The 21,381-nt window shown below is 34.7% G+C and carries 15 protein-coding genes and 1 tRNA gene; 4 read left to right on the plus strand and 12 right to left on the minus strand.

Annotation, left to right across the window (positions count from 1 at the left end; genetic code table 11):
* Positions 1-255 precede the first annotated feature (255 nt).
* From Q0829_RS12765 to Q0829_RS12795, 7 genes are all read right to left on the minus strand, one after another.
* Positions 256-1,062, minus strand: a complete 807-nt coding sequence (locus Q0829_RS12765) for an SDR family oxidoreductase (RefSeq protein WP_298543394.1) — start codon at positions 1,060-1,062, stop codon at positions 256-258.
* Positions 1,063-1,086: 24 nt separating this feature from the next.
* A complete protein-coding gene (locus Q0829_RS12770) occupies positions 1,087-2,529 on the minus strand; it encodes an efflux transporter outer membrane subunit (RefSeq protein ID WP_298543397.1) in 1,443 nt (480 codons plus the stop codon).
* A 43-nt stretch (positions 2,530-2,572) separates the two neighbouring features.
* The gene (locus tag Q0829_RS12775; protein ID WP_298543400.1) at positions 2,573-5,779 is read right to left on the minus strand and encodes a multidrug efflux RND transporter permease subunit; all 3,207 of its coding nucleotides are present in this window, start codon (positions 5,777-5,779) and stop codon (positions 2,573-2,575) included.
* Positions 5,780-5,788: 9 nt separating this feature from the next.
* Entirely contained in the window at positions 5,789-6,961 is a 1,173-nt protein-coding gene (locus Q0829_RS12780; protein WP_298543403.1) for an efflux RND transporter periplasmic adaptor subunit, read from the minus strand.
* 283 nt (positions 6,962-7,244) lie between these two features.
* A complete protein-coding gene (locus Q0829_RS12785; RefSeq protein WP_298543405.1) occupies positions 7,245-7,850 on the minus strand; it encodes an NAD(P)-binding domain-containing protein in 606 nt (201 codons plus the stop codon).
* Positions 7,851-7,890: 40 nt separating this feature from the next.
* Positions 7,891-8,295 (minus strand): hypothetical protein, encoded by a 405-nt coding sequence (locus Q0829_RS12790; RefSeq protein ID WP_298543406.1) that lies wholly within the window; start codon positions 8,293-8,295, stop codon positions 7,891-7,893.
* Positions 8,296-8,527: 232 nt separating this feature from the next.
* Positions 8,528-12,838, minus strand: coding sequence for a sigma 54-interacting transcriptional regulator (locus tag Q0829_RS12795; RefSeq protein WP_298543409.1), 4,311 nt, complete (start codon positions 12,836-12,838; stop codon positions 8,528-8,530).
* A 199-nt stretch (positions 12,839-13,037) separates the two neighbouring features.
* Here Q0829_RS12795 and Q0829_RS12800 point away from each other — a divergent pair, with 199 nt between their 5' ends.
* Both Q0829_RS12800 and Q0829_RS12805 read left to right on the plus strand, forming a co-directional pair.
* Positions 13,038-14,006 carry an AraC family transcriptional regulator gene (locus Q0829_RS12800; RefSeq protein WP_298543412.1) on the plus strand — a complete coding sequence of 323 codons (969 nt, stop codon included), beginning with the start codon at positions 13,038-13,040 and terminating at the stop codon, positions 14,004-14,006.
* Positions 14,007-14,057: 51 nt separating this feature from the next.
* Positions 14,058-14,198: a hypothetical protein gene (locus Q0829_RS12805; protein ID WP_298543415.1), complete on the plus strand. Its 141-nt coding sequence runs from the start codon at positions 14,058-14,060 to the stop codon at positions 14,196-14,198.
* Positions 14,199-14,266: 68 nt separating this feature from the next.
* On the opposite strand, the gene Q0829_RS12810 is transcribed toward Q0829_RS12805, so the two are convergent.
* The 3 genes from Q0829_RS12810 to Q0829_RS12820 form a co-directional block, all read right to left on the minus strand.
* Positions 14,267-14,340 (minus strand) — tRNA-Arg (locus Q0829_RS12810).
* 44 nt (positions 14,341-14,384) lie between these two features.
* Positions 14,385-14,612: a DUF2007 domain-containing protein gene (locus Q0829_RS12815; protein ID WP_298543418.1), complete on the minus strand. Its 228-nt coding sequence runs from the start codon at positions 14,610-14,612 to the stop codon at positions 14,385-14,387.
* Positions 14,613-14,712: 100 nt separating this feature from the next.
* Positions 14,713-16,053, minus strand: a complete 1,341-nt coding sequence (locus Q0829_RS12820; RefSeq protein ID WP_298543420.1) for an SPFH domain-containing protein — start codon at positions 16,051-16,053, stop codon at positions 14,713-14,715.
* 377 nt (positions 16,054-16,430) lie between these two features.
* On the opposite strand from Q0829_RS12820, the gene Q0829_RS12825 reads away from it, so the two are divergent.
* Positions 16,431-16,943 (plus strand): adenine phosphoribosyltransferase, encoded by a 513-nt coding sequence (locus Q0829_RS12825; RefSeq protein ID WP_298543423.1) that lies wholly within the window; start codon positions 16,431-16,433, stop codon positions 16,941-16,943.
* A gap of 135 nt (positions 16,944-17,078) precedes the next feature.
* Here the strand turns inward: Q0829_RS12825 and Q0829_RS12830 are convergent, their stop codons facing one another.
* Positions 17,079-17,897, minus strand: a complete 819-nt coding sequence (locus Q0829_RS12830) for a hypothetical protein (protein WP_298543426.1) — start codon at positions 17,895-17,897, stop codon at positions 17,079-17,081.
* A gap of 264 nt (positions 17,898-18,161) precedes the next feature.
* Between Q0829_RS12830 and Q0829_RS12835 the strand changes: the two genes are divergently transcribed.
* Positions 18,162-19,016, plus strand: coding sequence for a M57 family metalloprotease (locus tag Q0829_RS12835; protein WP_298543428.1), 855 nt, complete (start codon positions 18,162-18,164; stop codon positions 19,014-19,016).
* Between the two features lie 298 nt (positions 19,017-19,314).
* Here Q0829_RS12835 and Q0829_RS12845 read toward each other — a convergent pair whose 3' ends face one another.
* Complete coding sequence (locus Q0829_RS12845; protein ID WP_298543433.1) at positions 19,315-21,381, minus strand: M56 family metallopeptidase; 2,067 nt, start codon at positions 21,379-21,381, stop codon at positions 19,315-19,317.

Below are 21,381 nucleotides of genomic sequence, written 5' to 3' on the forward strand. Positions count from 1 at the left end.
CAATTGCTAGAGCTTTATATTTTTCCGAATACAAGTAAAATACCAACAACAATTTCTGTTATACCAACCATAGGGAATATATATCCTATGGAAAATAGAGAATGCATTACCTAAAGAGATTTTCCTTCTAATTGAAATGTCCCGATTATATTTACGAATTTATTAATGCCAAATACGATAAGCACTGTCCTTAATAAGATTCTCAAACCTATTAAGATGTAGTTTTTCATGCTATATGAGTTTTAGTATCGCTAATCAACTTACCGCTACAGATGCTCCGCCATCAATTCTAAAATTTGTACCATTTATAAAGTCTGTTCTAGGGCTAGATAGAAAGGCTACCAAATCTGCAATATCCTCTTCTTTTCCCACTCTTCCAGTAGGATTATACAATAGATGCTTCACCACATTTTTTTCTAGTTGCTCCCTATTATCAGTGTCGGCATCGAACATCTTTAAAGCATCATGAAAGAATGGTGTTGCTCCGTCAGATGCCGTCGTTCCGGGGCTTACAGAATTGATAGTAATACCAGTTTCAGCCAATTCCTTTGCCAGGCTCACCGTAAGGTTAGATATAGCTGCTTTGCTTGCACCGTAATCAGGCCAAAGAGGGAAGGGCTGATGAGCGGTTATACTAGACATTTGAATAATACGACCCCATCCTTGTTCCTTCATGGATGGAATAACCATTCTAATCAACCTAATCATGGAAACTACATTTGTATTGTACATTTTGTTCCAATCGTCCGGCGTGGTTTCCATCCAATTTCTAGCATGAAACTCGCCTGCGTTATTCACAAGGATATCAAGTTGTCCAAATTCCCTAATTGCCGTATCGTATACTTTTTGGGCTCCTTCGTCCGTCGATAGGTCGCCTAAGGCCATAAATGCACTTCCTCCGTTATCTATTATTTCGTCCATAATGTTTTTAGCTCTTTGTTCATTCCTTCCATGAACTATAACCTGTGCGCCCTCATCTGCCAGAATTTTCGCAATGGCCTTTCCTATGCCACTACTACTGCCGGTTACCAGTACTTTCTTATTTTTTAAATGTAAATCCATTTTTGTCGTTTTAAGTTTATTTTTTTAATTGCTTTTATTAGTTTTTGATATATCTTGAATTTTTAATTGTTGAAATTTATTGTCAACTTCTTCCTTATTAATTATTTGCCATCCGCCGCCTAATGCTTTATATACTGCGATTAAATTGGTCGCGGATAGTGTTTGACTAACGGCCAATTCGTTTTGAGCCAACAAAAGGGTGCGTTCTGCGTTTAAGTAATCTAAGAAATCATCGAGGCCAGCTTCAAAACGCTGTTTAGCGTAAGTTGCAGCTTCAGCACTGGCTTTGGCAGCTTCCTTTAACATGATCTGTCGTTCAAGTTCAAGAGCATAATTGTTCATTGTCGTTTTTATTTCTTCTAGAGCTGATAATACTGTTTTTTCATATTGATTCACTAGGGCTAGTGTAAATGCATCCTGTTGATCGATATTTTTTTTGACGCGACCAAGGTTAAAAGCGGCCCAATTAATAGTAGGTGTCAGGTTCCAATTAAAAGAGGGTTTGCTGCCAAAATTATCAATGTCGATCGCAGAATACCCGATGCCTCCTCCAAATGCTATTTTAGGATAGAGATCGGCAACACTAATATTGTACCTAGCTATTTGCTGTGCCAAAACAGCTTCTGCCTTAAAAATGTCAGGACGCCTACGCAAAAAATTCGATGCATTACCTGCCAATATCGTCCCTGGTAATGATGGAATTGGCTGCTCAATTTCAAGTTCATTAGTAAGAGTTCCCGGAGTTTTCCCAACAAGGACACTTATTCTGTTAATTATCGCAGTTATTGAAGCATTTAATGGAGGGATAGTGGCCCTAGTCGATTCTAGTTGAGCCTTGGCCCTGGAAACATCCAAGCTGTTGCTGGTTCCCGCATTTGTCAATCGTGTAGTAAGTTCAAAAGTCTCTTGCTGACTGGCAAGATTTTCTTTAGCTATCTTCAGTTGGTTTTGAGTTCCCCGTAATTCAATGTAATTGCGAGCAACTTCTGCAAAAATAGATAGGTAAATGGATCGCATGTCCGCCAGAGAAGCTTGTTCCTTCGCTTTTGCTCCTCGAATACGATTAGTGACTCTTCCAAAAAGATCTAATTCCCAAAAGGCATCAAAACCGCCATTATATTGATTATATGTTGGATTAGTACCAGGAACAAATACATTTTCGCCTAGTCTTTGTCTAATAAAACTACCGTTTGCATCCACGGTAGGAAATCGATCAAACTTTGTGCTTTTTAGCCCTGCTCTCGAGGCATAGAAATTGGCTATAGCCGCATTGATATCTATGTTATTTGAACGTGCTTTCAAAATTAGGCTATCTAATATTGGATCTTTAAATCCCTGCCACCATGCAATAACAGGTTCAGTATTTTTGAATAAGGAGTCTTCCTTTCCTGTTAGGTAGTCTTCATTAAGTTCCAATCCCAGTTCTGGAGTATCAAAACTTCTTTTTTGAATTCCACATGAAGTCAAGAAAAGGAATACAAATGCTACAAGTTGTATATTCTTCATCTGTCTATGTATTTTGTTTTGATAATTTGACTTCTAATTCGCTGATAATTTTTGTTGAATCATTTTCCTTTTTACTGAATTTTATGAGTCCCAACTTTCTGGAAACTACATAGAAAATGGGAGTAAAAAGTAATCCAAAGCAGGTAACTCCCAACATACCTATGAATACAGCCAGCCCGAGGGAGTTTCTCATTTCTGAACCCGCTCCGGATGCAAGCAATAGGGGGACTACCCCAAGTATGAAAGCAAAAGAAGTCATCAGAATAGGACGTAATCTAAGTTTAGCCGCATCTCTTGCTGCGGCATATAGTTCTTTCCCTTCATCTTCCTGCTGTTTGGCAAATTCTACAATGAGAATAGCGTTCTTACTGGCAAGACCTATCAGTACGACCATACCTATTTGTGTTAAAATATCATTAGCAAACCCAAAAAGATCCAAACCGACAATGGCAGAGAACAACCCCATTGGAACAATAAGAATAATAGAAAAAGGCAGCAACCAACTTTCAAACTGAGCAGCCAATAGCAGAAAGATGAATAGTACCGCCAAGCCAAAAGCAATACCTGCTGTACCGGATGCTTTTTTCTGTTGTAATGCTAACTCGGTCCACTCAAAATCAAAACCTTCAGGAAGTACTTCTTGTGCTAATTCTTCCATAGCTTCCAAAGCTTCACCCGAACTGATTCCTGGAGCAGGAGCTCCATTTAATGCAGCAGCAGGGTATAAATTATAGCGTTGAACCCGAGCCGGTCCGGCTACGTCGGAGAATTTAACAACCGTTCCAAGGGGAATCATATCTCCAGAGGTGTTCCGTACGCGAATACGTTCTACATCATCTGGTGTTAATCGGTACGGGGCATCAGCTTGAGCGGTTACTCTAAAAGTCTTGCCTAAATAATTAAAATCATTGACATAAGCCGATCCGATAAAAATCTCCAGGGCCCGAAATACTTCAGTTACGGGCACACCTAATTTTTCGGCTTTTTCCCTATCAATATCTAAATATAGCTGTGGAGTATTAGCATTAAATACGGTAAATACATTACTAAGTTTTGGATGTTGATTGGCGGCCATCATTAGTTGGAAGGTAACATCAGCCAAAGCTTTTGAGCCTCTATTTTGCCTGTCCTGCACCATCAGTTTAAAACCTCCACCATTTCCAATCCCGCTTACGGGAGGAGGTGTTATGGTAAAAATATTCGCATTGGGATTATTACCGGTTTTCATTCGAACCTCATTCAATAAGTTCTCATAATCAATCCCTTTTTCTTTACGTTCTTCAAAAGGTTTTAAGGTTGAAAAAATGGCTGCAGAATTGGACGCTATGGTAAAGGTTGCTCCATCAAAACCTGAAAAGGCAATCGCTCTGTCTATACCTTCTATTTCCAATAATCTATTAGAGGTCTCTTTTACCACCTCTTCGGTTCTCGATAACGAAGCTCCTCCTGGTAATTGTATTACAGTAATATAATAACCTTGATCTAAATCAGGAATGAACCCAGTAGGAACTCTATTGAACTCAATACCAGTAAACCCCATTAAACCTAGATACACCAATAATACCATCGCCGAACGGCGTAATAGACTTGCTACAGTGTCGCCATATTTTTCCGATAATTTATCCATACCACGGTTAAATGACTTTGAAAAAGCAGAAAATGGATTTTTGTACCAGGGAGCTTCCTTTTTATGAACTGACGAGGTATGTGGTTTTAGCAATAGACGTGATAATGCTGGACTGAGTGTCAACGAAACAAATACTGAGATGACAGTCGCTACAGAGATTGTCAATCCAAACTGTTTGTAAAATTGTCCAGAGACACCATCAAGAAACATCGTCGGAAGGAATACCGCTACCAACACCAATCCGATAGCCACAAGGGCTCCTCCAACTTCTTCCATGGTCTTTCTAGCTGCTTCACGAGGTGTAAGCCCTTCTGCTAAACGCCTTTCCATATTTTCTACTACCACGATGGCATCATCTACGACAATACCAATGGCAAGTACCAAACCAAATAAAGATAGATTGTTTAGAGAGAAACCGAATGCTTGCATCACCCCAAAAGTTCCGATCAGCGATACCGGGATGGCAATAATAGGAATTATCGCTGCCCTCCAGGACTGAAGGAATATTAAGATGACAAAAATCACTAAAATCACTGCTTCAAAAATAGTGTGTCCTACTTCGCTTAAAGACTCTTCTACGAATTCAGTGGGATTGTACGCTATTCTGTACTCCAATCCCTGAGGAAAATCTTTGGAGACTTCTTTCATTAATTCAACAATATTTTCTGCCGTTTCTAATGCATTTGAACCTGGGCGCTGGGAAATAGGCATGGCAACGGCTTTATCACCATCAAGTAGACCTCTAGTGACATAGTTTTCCGCACCTATTTCTACCCTTCCAATATCCTTTAAACGGACTATACTACCATCCGTACCTCTTTTAATGATGATATCTTCGAATTCTTCTACCGTCTGAAGTCTCCCTTGTGTCTGAATGCTTAATTCAAAGGCATTCTGATTAGAGGTTGGGGATTGGTTCAGTATTCCACTGGCAATTTGTTCATTTTGTCCTCGCAAACGATCTAAAATCTCCCCAGCGGTTATATCTAGCGAAGCAATTCGATCTGGATTTAACCAAATACGCATGGAATAAGCACTAGCACCAAAAAGCCTTATGTCCCCAACACCCTGCAAGCGGGCTATACGATCCCGTAGTTGGAGTACTGCATAATTAGCAATATAGGTTTGATCAAAGGTTTCGTCAGGAGAGAATAGGTTAATGACCATTAGAAGGTCGGGAGAAACTTTTTTAGTTGTAATACCTAATTGTCTTACCTGAGCTGGTAAACGTGCCTCTGCTTGTGCTACTCTGTTCTGTACCAAAACTTGAGCCTTATCAATATCTGTACCTAAATCAAAAGTAACGTTAAGGGTCATTACCCCGTCACTCGTCGACTGCGAGGTCATATAAAGCATTCCCTCCACACCATTAATTTCCTGTTCAATAGGTGCAGCAACCGTATTGGCAACAACTTCTGCATTAGCACCCGGATATATTGCATTAATACTGATCGTTGGAGGAGCAACTTCTGGATATTGGGCAGATGGAAGGTTAAAATAGGCCAACCCTCCTATTAATACAATAAATATGGATAAGACCCCTGCTAAAATCGGGCGGTCGATAAATATATAGCTGAACTTCATCTTCTTCTTTTAATTTTTGGTTACGTTCGTTTCCTGATTTATTAGTGGCTCGCTTTCTGAGAAAGCTACCTTCATGCCAGGAAATAGTTTTTGTATATCTGAAACCACTATTTTGTCTTCTGGAGATAATCCGTCCTTTATTATGCGATAATTACTCTGATATAGATTGCCTAGTTCTATGGGAGTAGTTTTGACTATGGAATCTGTTCCAACTGTATAAAGAAACTTTACAGTTTGATTGGTTCCTATTAAAGCGTCAGGTACCATAAGAACTTCATATTCCGAACGTCCTTGCAAGCGGGCGCGTCCAAACATCCCAGGTTCTAAGAGGTGATCTTTGTTCTCAAAAATTGCTCTTGCTTCTATAGCTCCAGTACTCCGACTTATTTCATTGTTTACAAAATCCATAACTCCTTTATGATCGAATTCAGTTTCATCTGCCAATCGAACTTCTACGGGATTAGCATTATCCCGTGAGGACCCCCTTTTACCAGTCCTGGCCAGACGAGAATACTTTAGAAAATCTGACTCACTTCCTGTGAAATAAAAATGGATGGGGTCTGTAGCCACAATAGTAGTTAGTAATGTGGAAGAGATGGTTCCTCCATTAATAAGATTCCCCTCGTTTATCAAATCTCTCCCAATACGACCAGAAATTGGAGCAGTTACTCTGGAAAATTCCAAATTGAGTTTAGCATTATCAATAGCAGCTTGTGCTACTTGAAGCTGAGCCAAGTTACCCGCAACGGCTTGTTCGCGACTATCATATTCTTCTAATGAGACAGCTCCGGATTCCCTGAGAGATTTGACCCTGTTAAAGTTATCTGTAGCTTGTTTATAATTCGCCTGAGCCCTTGCATAGGAAGCCCTGGCTTCTTGGAGTGCAATTCGATAAGGGCGTTGATCTATAATGAAAAGTACATCCCCTTTTTTTACCATTTGGCCATCCCTAAAGTTGACTTTATTTATATATCCACTCACCCTCGCACGCACTTCCACACGATTAGTGGCTTCAAAGCGACCTGTGAATTCATCCCATTCGGTAATAGTTTTTTTAATGGCAGGAGATACTTTTACCGTCAATAATGAATTAACTTGTTGCTGTTTATTTCCGCATCCAATCATAAATAAGGTTAACAATCCTAAAAGGAATTGTATGACGACTTGTTTTTTTGATTTCATCTTGTATGGTGTTATAATATTATTTGTCATGTGATTAGTCTTTGTAATTATTTCTAATTGAATATGTTACAAACATACCTAGCCATAGCAATGTAGCGTTAACCGAAATACCAGATTGTGCGACCAAAATCAAATATGGTCTTTAGTGCTAGTATAAAGCATTATGTCAAGTATGGAATTTCTACATTATGGGGATATGAAATTAGTAAGAATCAATAGCCCCGACGTTGCATTTTTTACAGCTATTATGTCACTTTATGTAAGACCAGAAAAAGAGTGTGGATTATATAGTTCGCCCTTTGGGTGAAAGTTTTAATACATCTTTCACCAATCTTATGGAATATGGTTGATCACTAAAGACTGGTAGAAAACCTAAATGGGTAATCAAATTTTCTAATATTTGTTTAACTTCTGGATTTCGACAAGTAAAAGGGATGGTTAATTTTCTTTCTTCAATAACACGGAAAGATTTGCTTTCAAACAATTCATAGGGGCAAGAATAAAATGCTTTAGCTATATAAGAATTGGGAAACAAAGATTGAATGTATTCATTACTCTGATTAATGGTATACCCTTCTTGTTTCAATAAGTCCTCGCCTTTAGAACATGGTACGGTAGGATCTATAAGTACTTTTCCATGAGCATAGTTCTTTATTTGTTTTGCAAGGTCTGGAATTTCTAGGAAAGGAACAGCCAATAAATGTACATCAGCATAATTAATAGTTTCTTCCAATGTACCATATAGTTGGGTTCTTGTTTTATCAACATTTATAAATGATTGCGAACTATCATGATCTTGACATGTGAACATAACCTTATGCATGCACCTTGTAAATAATCTTCCCAGAGTATCTCCAATATCTCCTGAACCTATGATTCCGATTTTCATATTTCATTTGTTTTACATTTTACTTTTGAACATCCCCGATTCATCCAAAACCTATATTTTCATTAATGGGAAATTTTTTTATGAACATTTCCAACATCTCTTCTTCTTCAACCATTAAAATATAAGCGTTGGAGGTGGCCTGAAGATGAATCATATCTTCTGGTTCTGAAAGTGTATTTCGTTGGAACCATTTTCCAATTTGATGTACTCCCAATGTTATTATCTTCCCTTTTTTCATTAGTTTCATTTCCCAAGAGCCATATAACAATATCCAATATGTTGACTTCATGGCTCCCGAGGTAGGTATTTCTTCTTTGGCCGTAAAAGCATATTCCGTAGTATTGGCGTCTACCCATTTCAGCTGTTCCATAGTAAATTCCTTAAAAAATGGAATTTGGGCCAATAAGGTCAGGTTTTTGGTAGATGGTGTCATATATGTGCTCATTTATGATATAATATTGTTTTGAGAACCCTGAAATTAAGTTGAATTAGAAGATCATACGTATCACTTTTTACAGCTATGATAGCACTTAGAAGAAAAGTAACAAACCTAGAGTAGAGATGTTAGGCGCAATATCAGTGCAAATTGCAAAGGACACAAACAGATGATGTTTTTTTAAATTCCAATTCGAAAATACTTCACATTTATATTCAGCGTAGGGGAAGTAAGTTTATATTTAACGAGAAATACCTAGTTTTTTCATTCTGTAGTCTAGTGTGGTATTTTTTAACCCAAGCAAATTGGCAGCGCCTTTTGGCCCACTAACACGCCAATTGGTCTTTTCTAATACAGAAAGCAATAGTGCTCTTTCTATATCATCTTTACTTTTCTCAATAAAAGACATTGTAATTTCTTCTACAGAGACATTAATAAAAGGGAAAGGAGTTTTTTTAGTGCCAGAAGATTTTGTGTTTCTTAAGTCTATAATTATATTATCAGAATCGGCAACAACCAATGCCTGCTCTATTCGATTTTTGAGTTCTCTAATGTTTCCGGGCCAGTCATAATTTTGAATGTTTAACAGGCTCTCTTTTGATAAACTCTTATAGGGTTTTCCAATTTTGTGTGAAAAGTTTTCCGCAAAATAATGTGCTAAAAGTGGTGCGTCTTCAAGTCGCTCTCGAAGTGGAGTAAGATAGACTTGAAATCCATTAAGCCTATAGAATAAATCACTTCTAAAGTTCCCGTCTCTAACCTCTTGAGCCAGGTCTCTGTTTGTGGCCGCGACCACTCTAAAATTTGAGTTTATCGTAATATTACCACCTACGCGTTCAAACTCTTTTTCTTGCAACACGCGTAAAAGCTTTGCTTGAGCTTCCATGGTAAGCTCGCCGATCTCATCTAAAAAAACGGTACTATTATGAGCTAATTCAAACTTACCAACACGCATCTTGGTGGCTCCCGTAAAAGCTCCTTTTTCATGGCCGAATAATTCACTTTCAATCAGTTCTGTAGGTAAGGTGGCGCAGTTTACCTTAATTAATACCTTTTCTTTTCTGGGCGATTGTTCGTGTATCGCTCTAGCAATTAATTCCTTTCCTGTACCTGTTTCACCGGTTACCAGCACATTAATATCCATTGGGGCAAGTTGCCTCACCTGTTCAAAGGCATTTTTTAAACTAATGTGATTTCCAATAATATTTTCAAAATTGTAATCGGACTTTATTTCTTCTCGCAGATATTTCTTTTCTTCACTTAAAAGCTTATTGAGGCGGTCTACATTCTCGAAGGCGAAAAGTTTTTCAAGGGCAAGTTCAATAGATGGCTTTATGGTTTTAATAAGCGCTTCGTCTTCGGTGCCATAGGCATTGGCCTGTTTACTTCTGAATAAAATCACGTAATCTCCTGGTATGGCCAAATCGAACCAAACTGACATGCCGCTTTTGGCTTTAAATTTATTAGCAATTTTGGAAGCAGACTTGCTCGTTTTTTGAACTAATTCTATCCCTTTGCTATCCTTACCCTTTTTCATAATGGCACTTCTTCGCTCTTCCTCATATTCCCTTTCAGAAAGACCAACATACTCCGAAAGACCTTTTGAATCCCAATAGCGATATTCATTACTGGCCACACGTTCAAAAGTGTAATAGTATGGCTTAGTTTTAGAGGGTCCTAAGATAAAATGGACAATGCTACAATCAATAAATTTATTTAACAAAAAAATAATATCTTCACATTTCTTCACCCAAGGTTGGTCAATGTTCAAAACATTTACAATATTTACTTCCAACGATTTTTTCCGTTCACTCCTTAGTATGGAATCTTGTGCCAGAATATTGGATATGGCCACAGAAAGCTGCTCGGTAACATTTTGAAACAATTTAAACTGTTCTTCTTTATAAAAGTTTTTTTCTAAAGCATTTATACAAAACATGCCAAAAGTGGTTTCCCCTACCTTAAGATTGGCTACTAAACAATCGCGATATCCGGTTTCTTTAAAATACTCTAGTTGGAACTGATAGTAATCCGGAAAATGCTTAACCAAATCCTCAAAATCAAAAAGGTATGGGCCGTCCGTATCTTCGCATATATTCATTACCCACTCAATAGCAGACTGGGAATGCTCCACAAGTTTTATATCTGTATTACTAAATGCCTCTTTCCATTCTTGGGTACTAATGTTTGGATATACACCTGCTATATCATAATGCTTTTTGCCATCATCCGTCAGTAGAAAAACGCCAACATCATGAAAATTAAAAACCTGTTTTAGGTCGCTCATTACAAAATTCAAAAATTCTGGAAGGTTTTGAATGCGTGCAACACTCTCAGTGATTTTTAACAATGTAGTCTTTTCGATCTCTCGTTTTAGAATTTCTTCGTTACCTAATACATTACTTACAGCTACTGCAATTAGGTCTGCTATGGCCTTGATAATAGGAAATTGACTTTCGGAATAGGCACCTTCTTTATACGAATCTAGAACTATTGAGCCAATCGTATTGTTTCCAACACGTAAGGGTGTAATTATAAATTCTTTCAATCCATGCTCTTTCATCAACGGTGGAAAGTTGTTCTCGGGATAATTATCAACCATTTCTTCTATTGACATTATCGCAGTATTGGATAGGCAAAACTCAACTAACGGATCTCTATCAAAATATCCTGCCAATCCATGCTCAGCAAGTCTTTTATTACCTTCATTTGCGTAATAATTATCCGATACAGCTAAATCCTTCCATCGGGTTCTGTCGGGGCTTAAAACAAGTAGTCCGACATCATCCACCGGAATAACTGTATTGACTTTTTCAAAGATGACACTAAAGAGTTCCTTTCTTCCTTGAATACTAGCTACTGCTTCACTTATGTTTAGCAGGGTTTCCTTGAATTGCTTTTCCTTTTGTAATTGTTCATTACCTAACACATTACTTACTGCTACTGCAATTTGGTCGGATATAGCCCGAAAAAGTGGGAATTGTGCTTTTGAATAGCTCCCGTAACTTTTAGAATCAAGTGATATAAAGCCAATGATTTTGTTTGATACCTTTAATGGTGACATCATAAATTCAACCAAGCCAGCTTCTGCCATAATTTGATTAAAAGAATGGTCTTTGAATTCACTCTTTAACCTTTCAATCGTATAGATTTCTGTTTCTTTGAGCGCATGTTTGACCAAGGAATCCATCTCATTATAGTGTTCTCCTTGTAAATATGCTAACTTCTTATTGGTCAATGTTTCATGATAGTTATCTGAAAGCGCTAAGTCTTTCCATTTTGTACCATCTTGGTTAAGGACCACCAAACCAACATCATCAACACGAATAATATTATTTACCTTTCCAAAAATTACCTTAAATAACTCTTTTCTATCCTGAATAGTGGCTACCGCTTCACTAATACTTAATAAAGTCTCTTTAAACTGTTTTTCTTCCAGCAATTGTTCATTGGCCAGTACATTGCTTACCGCTACGGCTAATTGGTCGGCTATAGCTTGGAAAAGTGGGAATTGAACTTTGGAATATGTTCCTTTCTTTTTGGAATCTAAGACAAGGAAACCTATTGTTTTATTACCCACAACCATCGGTGTACTCATAAATTCTTTTAATTGATCTTTCGACAAAACCTCTAAAAACTCCTTAGGAAAATCTACATGAGTTTTAAAGTCATCAATTGTTAAGATTTCTGTCTTTTCAAGTTGTCGCTTGGTTAATGAATTAAAATGTAACCAAGTATCGAATCCTCTTTCTCGTAAAGATGCACTTGTTCCAGTTTGAGGGAAACCATGAAAAATGGTCAGATCTTTCCAGTATGTTCCTTGCTCATTAATAATTATAACAGCATAATCATCAATTGTAAAAATCGGATTGAGGTTATTAAAGATCACCTCAAACAATTCTTTTCTATTGTGAATATTCGCTACCGTTTCGCTAACTCCAAGTAATACTTCTTTAAACTGTTTTTCTTGATTTAATCGGGTATTGAAAATTATGTTGGATATAGCAACAGAAAGTATTTCAACGACCCTCTGAAACAATAAAACTTGGGCTTTAGTAAAAAATCCTTTCTCCAAAGTATTCATGCAAAAGAGCCCTAAAATCTGATCACCAATACTCAGATTTGCTGCAAGGCCTTCTTTAAAGCCAACTTCTTTTAAAGGTGGCATTTGAGGATAATCCGGAAACTTATCAATTATTATGTCAAAATCAAGTATAGCCACTCCCTTGGCTTTAATGACTTCATCCATCATATACTCTAAAGGGGAGTCCGCTTGAAGTTCCCAATTAATGTTATTGGAATAATGTGCAAAGTTAGCTTCTGAAGGGCTTATCTCAGGGTGCAGAGTTGCAAGGTCACAATGCCGTGTTCCTGATTCATCTAAAAGAAAAACTCCTACATCGTAGAATCCAAAAATGGGCTTCAGTTCTTGTATAGAAAATTTTAGAAAACTAGGAAGATCCCTCACTTTTGATACTTGCTGTGAAATACCCAAAAGCAAGTTTAGTGTATCCTTATCAAAATCTTGACCTCCAAGTTCTTTATCGGACATATCTCTTTCTATTTAAAAACTTACGCAAAAACTAAATTTACAGATATTTTGGAAAAAATTCTAAATAAAATCCCAAATATTTTGGAATTAATATATAAAAGATAAATAGTTTTAATTTTAATAAACTGATATTCAGTTACTTGAATTTTTCTTTGCTTTTGGGGTGATTCTTGGAACATGATACATAAAATTATATATCATGACTATACCAACAACATATAAAATTCTGACTTTGGATAACTTTAATTCCTTTTTTCTGGCAGATCAAAAAAAGGTAAGACACCATCGCTATTTAAACATACGTCCTATAGATGAGGTTTATATGGCGCATTTGGAGGATATTTGTCCTTCACTGATTTCATCTTCTAAGACATACATTCAAGATATGTATATTCTATACATAGTTAGAGAAGGTATGATTGAAAAAGTAAATCAAACTCACATGGTTACTTTGAGGAAAAATGAAATTTTCTATACACGACCAGGTGAGATGAACTCATGGAAAATAATTAAAGATGTTAGTGGTTTTGTAATTGCTTTTACAAAAGACTTTATTGTCAGTTATCTCGAAAATAAAGATTTTATAAAGCGATTAAGCTTCTTAGGTCAGGAGGTTGCTCCCAAATTTGATTTAAACTTGATGCAGATACCTTTTAATTATAAGAAACTCAGTAATTATTATAATTATCTAAAGGTAAACCCTAGTGAATCTAAAGATTTGATTCGTCTATGGATTTGTGAACTGCTGATTCAAACCGAAATGTTCTATGTTACATTGACTGGTAATATATTCAAAAGTAAAACTAAAAAGGGGACATACTCAACTATAATAGTATATAATTATAAGGAACTTATAGAATCACATTTTTTAGAAGGCTGTCGTAACAAATTCATCCCTTCGAAACGTGTTAAGGAGTATGCTTCTGATCTTCATTTAAATGCAAATTATTTGAACGATGTCGTAAGAGAAGTCACAGGAAAAAAAGCATCCGAACTAATTTTTGACCGTACTTTGCTAACGGCAAAATCAAAACTATTGCATACTTCGTTAACAATATCAGAAATTTCCTATTTTTTGGACTTTAATTCATCGTCTTATTTTGTGCGCTTTTTTAAGTCCAGGATGGGAATGACTCCTAATCAATATCGAATGCGAATGAAATCCTGATGATTTATTTTGGAATTCTTAAAAGCATTGCATTTGTAATACAGTAATTCGATGGATACAAGAGAGGTTTGTTTACTATGGATTTACAATATTATAGGAAAGCGGGAATATCATCGTATAGATCATAGAGGATATGAAATTAAAGATTATAGACAGAAGAGTGATGTTAAGGATACTGCTGTAGATTTATAAATAACCTCCTAATTATATCAATAAAAACAAAAAAGTCTGCATTTTCATACAGACTTTCCATTCATTCGTGACCTCGGCAGGATTCAAACCTGCAACCTCTTGAGCCGTAATCAAGTGCACTATTCAGTTATGCTACGAGGCCTTTTTTGCGGGTGCAAATATATGAGTATTTTATAAATTATAAAACTATTTCAAAATTTCTTTTTCAAATTTTTTAATGATTTCGCTTGCCTTTTTCTCATTCACATCCAAAATGAATAGTTCAGTTGAGCCTTCAATGGCTCCAAAACCTGCTAACCTTCCTGACTCGGTATGATCCTTAATCATTGAAGGAATGTTTATTTCATTTAATAAGAAAGCTAATCGATTAATTAGTATTGAAGTTCCAGTATATATTTTTATGAGATTTTTCATAAGGCAGATTTTTTTTATTCTAATGAATAATTAATGTTATGTAATACTATATCTATTAAATTTTAGCGGAATGAAGCATGTTCATTCCGCTTTTTTAACTTTACTCTTTAGAAGTTTTTTGAGACATCATTTTTTTAGCAAGATCCGCTCCGATTAATGATTGCAATAAATTACCATCAGACCCTTGTTTATTTCCATCCTGAATATAAATCTCAGGTAGTTTAAGATCTTTAAGTTGTTTAGCAACATTTACAGAGGTTTTAAATTCCCATTCTGCGCGTTCCTGAGGTGTAAGTCCAGCGTTTACTAGTTTTGCATTCTCATACGATTGAGCATCTGCCATTGTTTTCTGAGTTTTTGCTTTAAACTGAGCAACTTCATAGTTCTTGCGCTCCTCAATAAGATTAAACTCTGCTACTTTAGCTCTTGTCTCTGCTTCAATAGTCTTCTGAATTTGTTCTTTTTCTAAACGAGCACGTTCCGTAGCTTTCTCAGCTTCTCCCTTTGCCGTTTCTTTCTGCGCACGGTAAAATTGACGTTCTGCTTGCTGTTTTTCTAATTGAGTTTGCGCTACTTCTTCTTTTTGTAATTGTAAACGTTTATCAAAAGTAGTCTCCCAGTCAATTTCTGTTACAACTGCCTGAACTACCGTAAGACCATATCCTGATAAAGAGTTTCCTTTTTCTCTAACAGGTTCTCCATTCTTATATTGAATGCGAAAACGCTTTTGTTTTGATTCTTTGTTAGTAACCGTTCTAACTGTAGAACTATCGCCAATAATCTCACGACTTTCGCTAGCAAAATACTCTTCCAATACGTACATACCGTTTTCTAACTGATCTTTAAAATATCTATCAAAATCAGAAGCTTGTCCCGAGATATAATCCTGAGCATCCATCAGTTTACAAGTATTTTTTATTGACTGATCAATATTGGGAATGATCCTAGAGCGGATTAAGTTTCTTTCAGTTTTATTACGATCCGCTACAGATAAAAATTGATCCTCATTCGCTGTGTTGATACTGATAACTACAGAAGTTGCAATTCTTGCTTTTACTGCATCACTAAATGCCCAATATTTTGCAATATCTACATTAGCGTATTTGCTTTGCTCACCTAACTCATTCTTTTTATTTGGGATTACGTATTTGATTGGTAGTTCAAACTGAATTGGTATTAATCTACCCCACATTTTAGTATTGATTCCTTGATGTACAACTGCCTTTTGACTTCCCCAAGGATATTGAACTGCATAAGCTGTTCCAGGTTCAGCATAAAAGAACATTCCAGAGATAATACTCATAAATAGTCCAATGATGATCATTGAAAGATTTCTCTGTCGGGTAAACTTATGTAGTGTTTTTGATTCCTTAAAAAATGGTTTAATTATAAAAATGGTGATGCCTATAATCACCATTGTAATTCCTAGATATGTTAGCATAGTAATGATGTATTAAAAATTATGAATAAATTATTTAGTAAATGAATGAATACAATTGATTACATGATTTCTATGCTTTTTTTAAGTAATTATTAGTTTAATTATTTTGTTTCCATTCAATATATACGGAGAAGTATAATTAGAAAAATATTTATAAAGAAATTTATGAAATCAAATATTTTCTGTTAGCTTAAAGATGATTTATGTTTTAATATATAATATGATCTTCTTAATTTATGTTTTAAAATGTAATTCAATAGTTTTTATTTACTTAAAAAATGTAATAATTCAAGGCTGTTTTTGAGACTAGATTTAAAATCCAAGGCAATTTTTATAATTTTTTAGGGCTCTTTTTCGATTTTGATTATTTTGCAAGCATGAACATACAAGAATTAATAAGAGATATTGCTGACTTTCCGAAACCGGGAATTGTTTTTAAAGATATAACTCCGCTTTTAGCTGATGCTGATGCATTAGTGTATTGTGCTGATCAATTGGCTGGATTATGTCCAACCGATATAAAGATTGATAAAGTAATTGGTATTGAGGCAAGAGGTTTTATTTTAGGAGGTATGATTGCTCAACGATTGGATGCAGGTTTTATACCGGTTAGAAAGAAAGGAAAACTACCGTCAAAAGTAAATTCTAAAAGTTATGGATTAGAGTATGGAGAAGATGTCTTAGAGATTCATAAAGATGCAATAAAAGCTGGAGAACATATATTAATTCATGATGATGTGTTGGCTACAGGAGGAACGGCACAAGCTGTATGCGAACTTGTGGAAGAATTAGGGGGTACTGTGGTGCAATGCAATTTTATTATGGAGTTGGATTTCCTTAATGGTAGAAAAAAACTTCAGACTACAGTGGCTTCATTGTTAAGTTATTGATATAAGGAATAGAGAATCTAAAAATAAGAGAACTTCTCTACAGTCACATGGAGCGTAGTCGAGAAGTATGAAAAATCAAGACTTCATACTTCTCGACTACGCTCGAAATGACAGTGTATAAACATATAGGTAATCTTACTTTTTCGTAGTTGCTATAATGGCTCCATCTTTTGCTTTATCTCCATAAATGCTAATAGCTGTAGTAGCTTTCAGGAAATCAACTTCATCTAACTTATCTGATTTAGCTAATTCATCTAATGTTTTAAAATCAGACACTGCGCCATCAATAATGATCAATTTTTCGATATCAGGATCATCTACAAAACTAAATTTCTTTGATTTACTAAAATGTGATGGAAATTGTTGGCCATTAAAAATAAAATTTCCATTTTCATCCTCATCAAATTCAAAAGAATTTGTTATTTGATCTTTTAACTTGCTTATGTCGAAATGCTGTCCATTAAAAAATATGGAATCTCCTTCTTGATCAAAATCAAAATTAAATCTGAAATCTTGATTTTTTAAGATACTATCGAGATCAAAGTTCTGATTGTTAAAACCGATTTGATTTTTCCAGGAAGTAATATCAAACATCCCGGAATTAGTGATGTATAGATTACCATTTTTATAACCAAGTTCGACATCAGATATGGGTTCTGAAGAAGACGAAGAGTACTTGCTTTTAGCATTCCCTTTTTTAAGAATAATACTTAAACTAGTAATCTCATTTTGTTCGTTAAACTGTATTTTTTCTATGATGAATTCAATACCATTTTCAGAAAAAAAAGTTTTAAGATCCTCAAGCTCTTTTTCTGTAGTGTTTTTATTAATAGTGGCAATGATCTCATTAGGTTGAGATTCGTTCTGTATTCGATTAATATATGAACCAGAAGTAAATGCTGTTAGGGATAGTATACCTAGTATACTCATTCCTAAAATGATCCATTTTTTCATACTAAATATTGTTTTTCGGTTTTCGATTTTAATTGAAATGTATTCTCTTTTAAATACGAAAAATTGAAATCAATGTTGCAAAGTATATCCTTATGGTTTTATGTTTTTTACTTCATTTAGATGGTATAAGAGTTTTTAAAACATTGTAATTAGTTATTTAGGGTAATTTAATGTGTAGAATAGAAGATTTAGTATCAATAATGTGAAATTGATTTTTCTAGCTTTGGAGGAACTAATTTTAATGTATACACAAACTTTAATTTTATGAAAAATTCAAAAATTTTAACCGGAACGCTTTTAATGCTATTCGTTTTTTCGTTTTTCTCATGCGAAAAAGAACCAGTAAACACGATCGACGAATCTTCTCAGGATATTCCTAAAGAAATATTAGAGAAAATTTCAGAATTAAACTTTAATCATAATCAAGTCACTAAAAAAATATTGACAGATATTGATGGTAGTCAAAGTGAGATGTATCTTATAGAAGATGATATTGCATTTACTTATGATCAAATTATGCAAATGGATAATGGCGATGGTGTACATAGTAAACAATATCATACTACTAATCTTGTAAGCACGCCAAGAAACGTTCGCGTTGTAGGTTATAACGGAAATAATCGCTTTGGTCTAAGTGATGTTGCTCAAACAGGTTTGAGGTATGCTGTAAATAACTACAACGCTATTAATGTGGATTTTCAACTTGAGTTAGTGTTTACTACTAATTTTAATAATAATGATATTGTAGCGTATGCACAAACTAGTGCATCAGAGATAGCCCAAGACGGAGTGAGAGGTAGAGCAGGGTTTCCAAGTGGTGGAGAACCTTTTAAAAGAGTAATTATTAATGGAGGAGCAAATGCGAATAATAATGATCAATTACTAGAGGGATTGTTTACGCATGAATTAGGACATTGTTTTGGACTAAGGCATACTGATTGGGATACTCGTCAATCTTGTGGACAAACCGGAGAGTCTGCGAATCCGGATGGAGCAATATATATTCCAGGTACTCCGGGAGCTAGTCAAGATCCTGGTTCAATTATGAATTCTTGTTTCCCATTTAATGAAGGCGAGTTCGGTGAATTTGATATAGTAGCCTTAGAATTTCTTTATTAATTACTTAAAATATTTTAAAATGAAACCTGAAAAGTAATATCCGAAAATATACTTTTCAGGTTTTTTAATAGCATCTTTAAAGTGCTCTTTTGGTTACATATAACTTCCATCCAAAAATAAGTAGTTGTATTTTAGAGGCTTTACTAAGATCAAGTCTTTGTTTTGTGAAACTAGGTAGCAGTAGTTTGTTTAGTTTTGCGATAAAGATAAAAAGCTGTTTTTCCATGTATCTAAAATAAAAAAACTCATCGGATTGGGATGAGTTTTTGGTTACTTCTTTATGTATAATACAGTACGTTTATTTTTTTAAAATAACTTCAACAACTCCATTTTTTGCTCCATTACCATATTTTTGAACGGCTTTTTCTGCCTTATAAACATTTACAGATTCAATCTGTTTATGTTTGATTTTTTCGAATTCATTATGACTAACCTTTTTTCCATCAACAAATATTAATGGTCTTATGTTGGCTTCTCCGATGCTCACGTTGTTTTTGTCAATATTTATCTTAAAACCTGTCTCTTTTTTTGTATTCTTTTTTGTAGTAATATTGATGACACCATCTTTTGCCTTTTTTCCGTATTTCTTAACACTACCTTTACCTTTAGAGATGTCAATACTTTGAATCTCATCTGATTTTAGCTTTTTCACCTCTTTTTCACTAGCTTCTTTTCCATCTATAAAAAATAAAGGGTCTTTTCCTGAATTACCATCAAAATCAAAAATTGTTTTGTGATCATCTGAATTAATGAATATATGATCTTCATCATCATTGTGATCACTTTTTATAATAAACTTGTTTTTATTACCTTTTTTTCTGATTACTTTTCTTTTATGCTTTTTATCACCTTCTACAATAAAAAGACTCTCTCCTTCATCACCTGAATTGATTTCTATTACATGACTATTGCTATGTTTATTGTGTTTGTTTTTACTAATCCAAATATTTTTATGACCACTGCTAGATTGTCCAATATTAATCTTATCATTTTTACTGTCATAAGACAAAACAAACGGAGTTATTGGAGTGTCGTTTGATACTGAAAAATTAGCATTACTCTTTTTAGATGATACCTTAACACTAATGCTAGTGATTTCATCGTTACTATCTCTATTGATATCACTAAATGTTACGATTACATCATATTCATTTTTAAAAACTCTTTTAACTTTTTCTAAATGATCTTTCGTAGCGTTTTTGTTTATAATGAATTCAATCACATTTTTTTTGACTTTGGTATTCTTTGATTTGATTAGAGGTTTTTCTTCTGTTGGAGTTGTAATTTTTACTGGGAGCTCAGTAGTAACAGGTACATGAGCGATTATATTTTGATGTTCAATTGTATTCGGATGCTCTTTTTTAGAGGGAAATGAATGCGCACTTGTTTTTATGTTATTTTCCTCCTTAATAGAAGGTTTAATTTCTTCTAAAATAACATCAGCTTCATTATGCAGATCTTCTATTGCAGAGGTAGTTTGATCTTTAGTTTTACTCTGAATATAATGTATTTCTGTTTTTGTATTAAAACTCCATAAGAATAAACATAATAAGGGGAGTATAATTGTAGTTTTCCATAGATTTTGCTGCTTTGATTCTTTTTTGTTTAACATAACGATTCGTTTTTTGATTAATGATTGATAAAAATTATTGGTGATTGATGAATAATTACTTGATGATACTTTAACTAAAGTTAATTGATATTCTTTTTTTGAAGGGAGATCACGGGTTGCTTCCTGATCTGCTATAAATTCTAGGTTTTGTTGTAAGCTTTTTTTGTAGAACCATATAAATGGGTTGATCCATTGAAAAATCGCAAAAATGTTGGTTATTAATAGGTCTACTGTATGGTATTGTTTTGCATGTATTTTTTCATGTTTTAAAATCATTTCTAATTCTTTAGTGTCGTGCAGTAATGGGTTGAATATGATGTATTTAAAGAAAGAGAATGGCGCGATATCTTCTGATGTTTTAAAAAAGGAAAACCCTTCATTTAGTCTGTTTTGACTTCTTTTAAAGATTCTTAATAGGGATATAAGTTGAAGAATAAAACGTCCTAATAGGAGCAGAGCTATAGCAACATATAGATTGAATACAACTAACCACCAATTTGTTGGTTCCGGTTGATTTTTTAGAATATCAAAGTCTGAAGAGTTGTATGCTATTGTTTGGAAAATAGGTTTTTCTATAAATTCTATTGTAGTAAACTCTAAAAAAGGTAAGAGTAATGAGCTTATTATACCTGTAAGTAAGAAATGTCTATTTACTTTAAAAAATGTGTCTTTTCTTAAAAGAAAGAAGTAAACAAGATAGAATAAAGACAATATGACACTTGACTTAAGTAAATAGATTAAAAAAGCTTCCAT

The organism is uncultured Aquimarina sp. (genome assembly GCF_947492405.1).
Classification (GTDB): Bacteria; Bacteroidota; Bacteroidia; order Flavobacteriales; family Flavobacteriaceae; genus Aquimarina.

What these genes read in the sequence shown, in the direction of transcription:
- Q0829_RS12765 (WP_298543394.1), bottom strand. Translation starts at nt 1,062, where the DNA reads ATGGATTTACATTTAAAAAATAAGAAAGTACTGGTAACCGGCAGTAGT.
- Q0829_RS12775 (WP_298543400.1), bottom strand. Translation starts at nt 5,779, where the DNA reads ATGAAGTTCAGCTATATATTTATCGACCGCCCGATTTTAGCAGGGGTC.
- Q0829_RS12780 (WP_298543403.1), bottom strand. Translation starts at nt 6,961, where the DNA reads ATGAAATCAAAAAAACAAGTCGTCATACAATTCCTTTTAGGATTGTTA.
- Q0829_RS12785 (WP_298543405.1), bottom strand. Translation starts at nt 7,850, where the DNA reads ATGAAAATCGGAATCATAGGTTCAGGAGATATTGGAGATACTCTGGGA.
- Q0829_RS12790 (WP_298543406.1), bottom strand. Translation starts at nt 8,295, where the DNA reads ATGAGCACATATATGACACCATCTACCAAAAACCTGACCTTATTGGCC.
- Q0829_RS12795 (WP_298543409.1), bottom strand. Translation starts at nt 12,838, where the DNA reads ATGTCCGATAAAGAACTTGGAGGTCAAGATTTTGATAAGGATACACTA.
- Q0829_RS12800 (WP_298543412.1), top strand. Translation starts at nt 13,038, where the DNA reads ATGACTATACCAACAACATATAAAATTCTGACTTTGGATAACTTTAAT.
- Q0829_RS12805 (WP_298543415.1), top strand. Translation starts at nt 14,058, where the DNA reads ATGGATACAAGAGAGGTTTGTTTACTATGGATTTACAATATTATAGGA.
- Q0829_RS12815 (WP_298543418.1), bottom strand. Translation starts at nt 14,612, where the DNA reads ATGAAAAATCTCATAAAAATATATACTGGAACTTCAATACTAATTAAT.
- Q0829_RS12820 (WP_298543420.1), bottom strand. Translation starts at nt 16,053, where the DNA reads ATGCTAACATATCTAGGAATTACAATGGTGATTATAGGCATCACCATT.
- Q0829_RS12825 (WP_298543423.1), top strand. Translation starts at nt 16,431, where the DNA reads ATGAACATACAAGAATTAATAAGAGATATTGCTGACTTTCCGAAACCG.
- Q0829_RS12830 (WP_298543426.1), bottom strand. Translation starts at nt 17,897, where the DNA reads ATGAAAAAATGGATCATTTTAGGAATGAGTATACTAGGTATACTATCC.
- Q0829_RS12835 (WP_298543428.1), top strand. Translation starts at nt 18,162, where the DNA reads ATGAAAAATTCAAAAATTTTAACCGGAACGCTTTTAATGCTATTCGTT.
- Q0829_RS12845 (WP_298543433.1), bottom strand. Translation starts at nt 21,381, where the DNA reads ATGGAAGCTTTTTTAATCTATTTACTTAAGTCAAGTGTCATATTGTCT.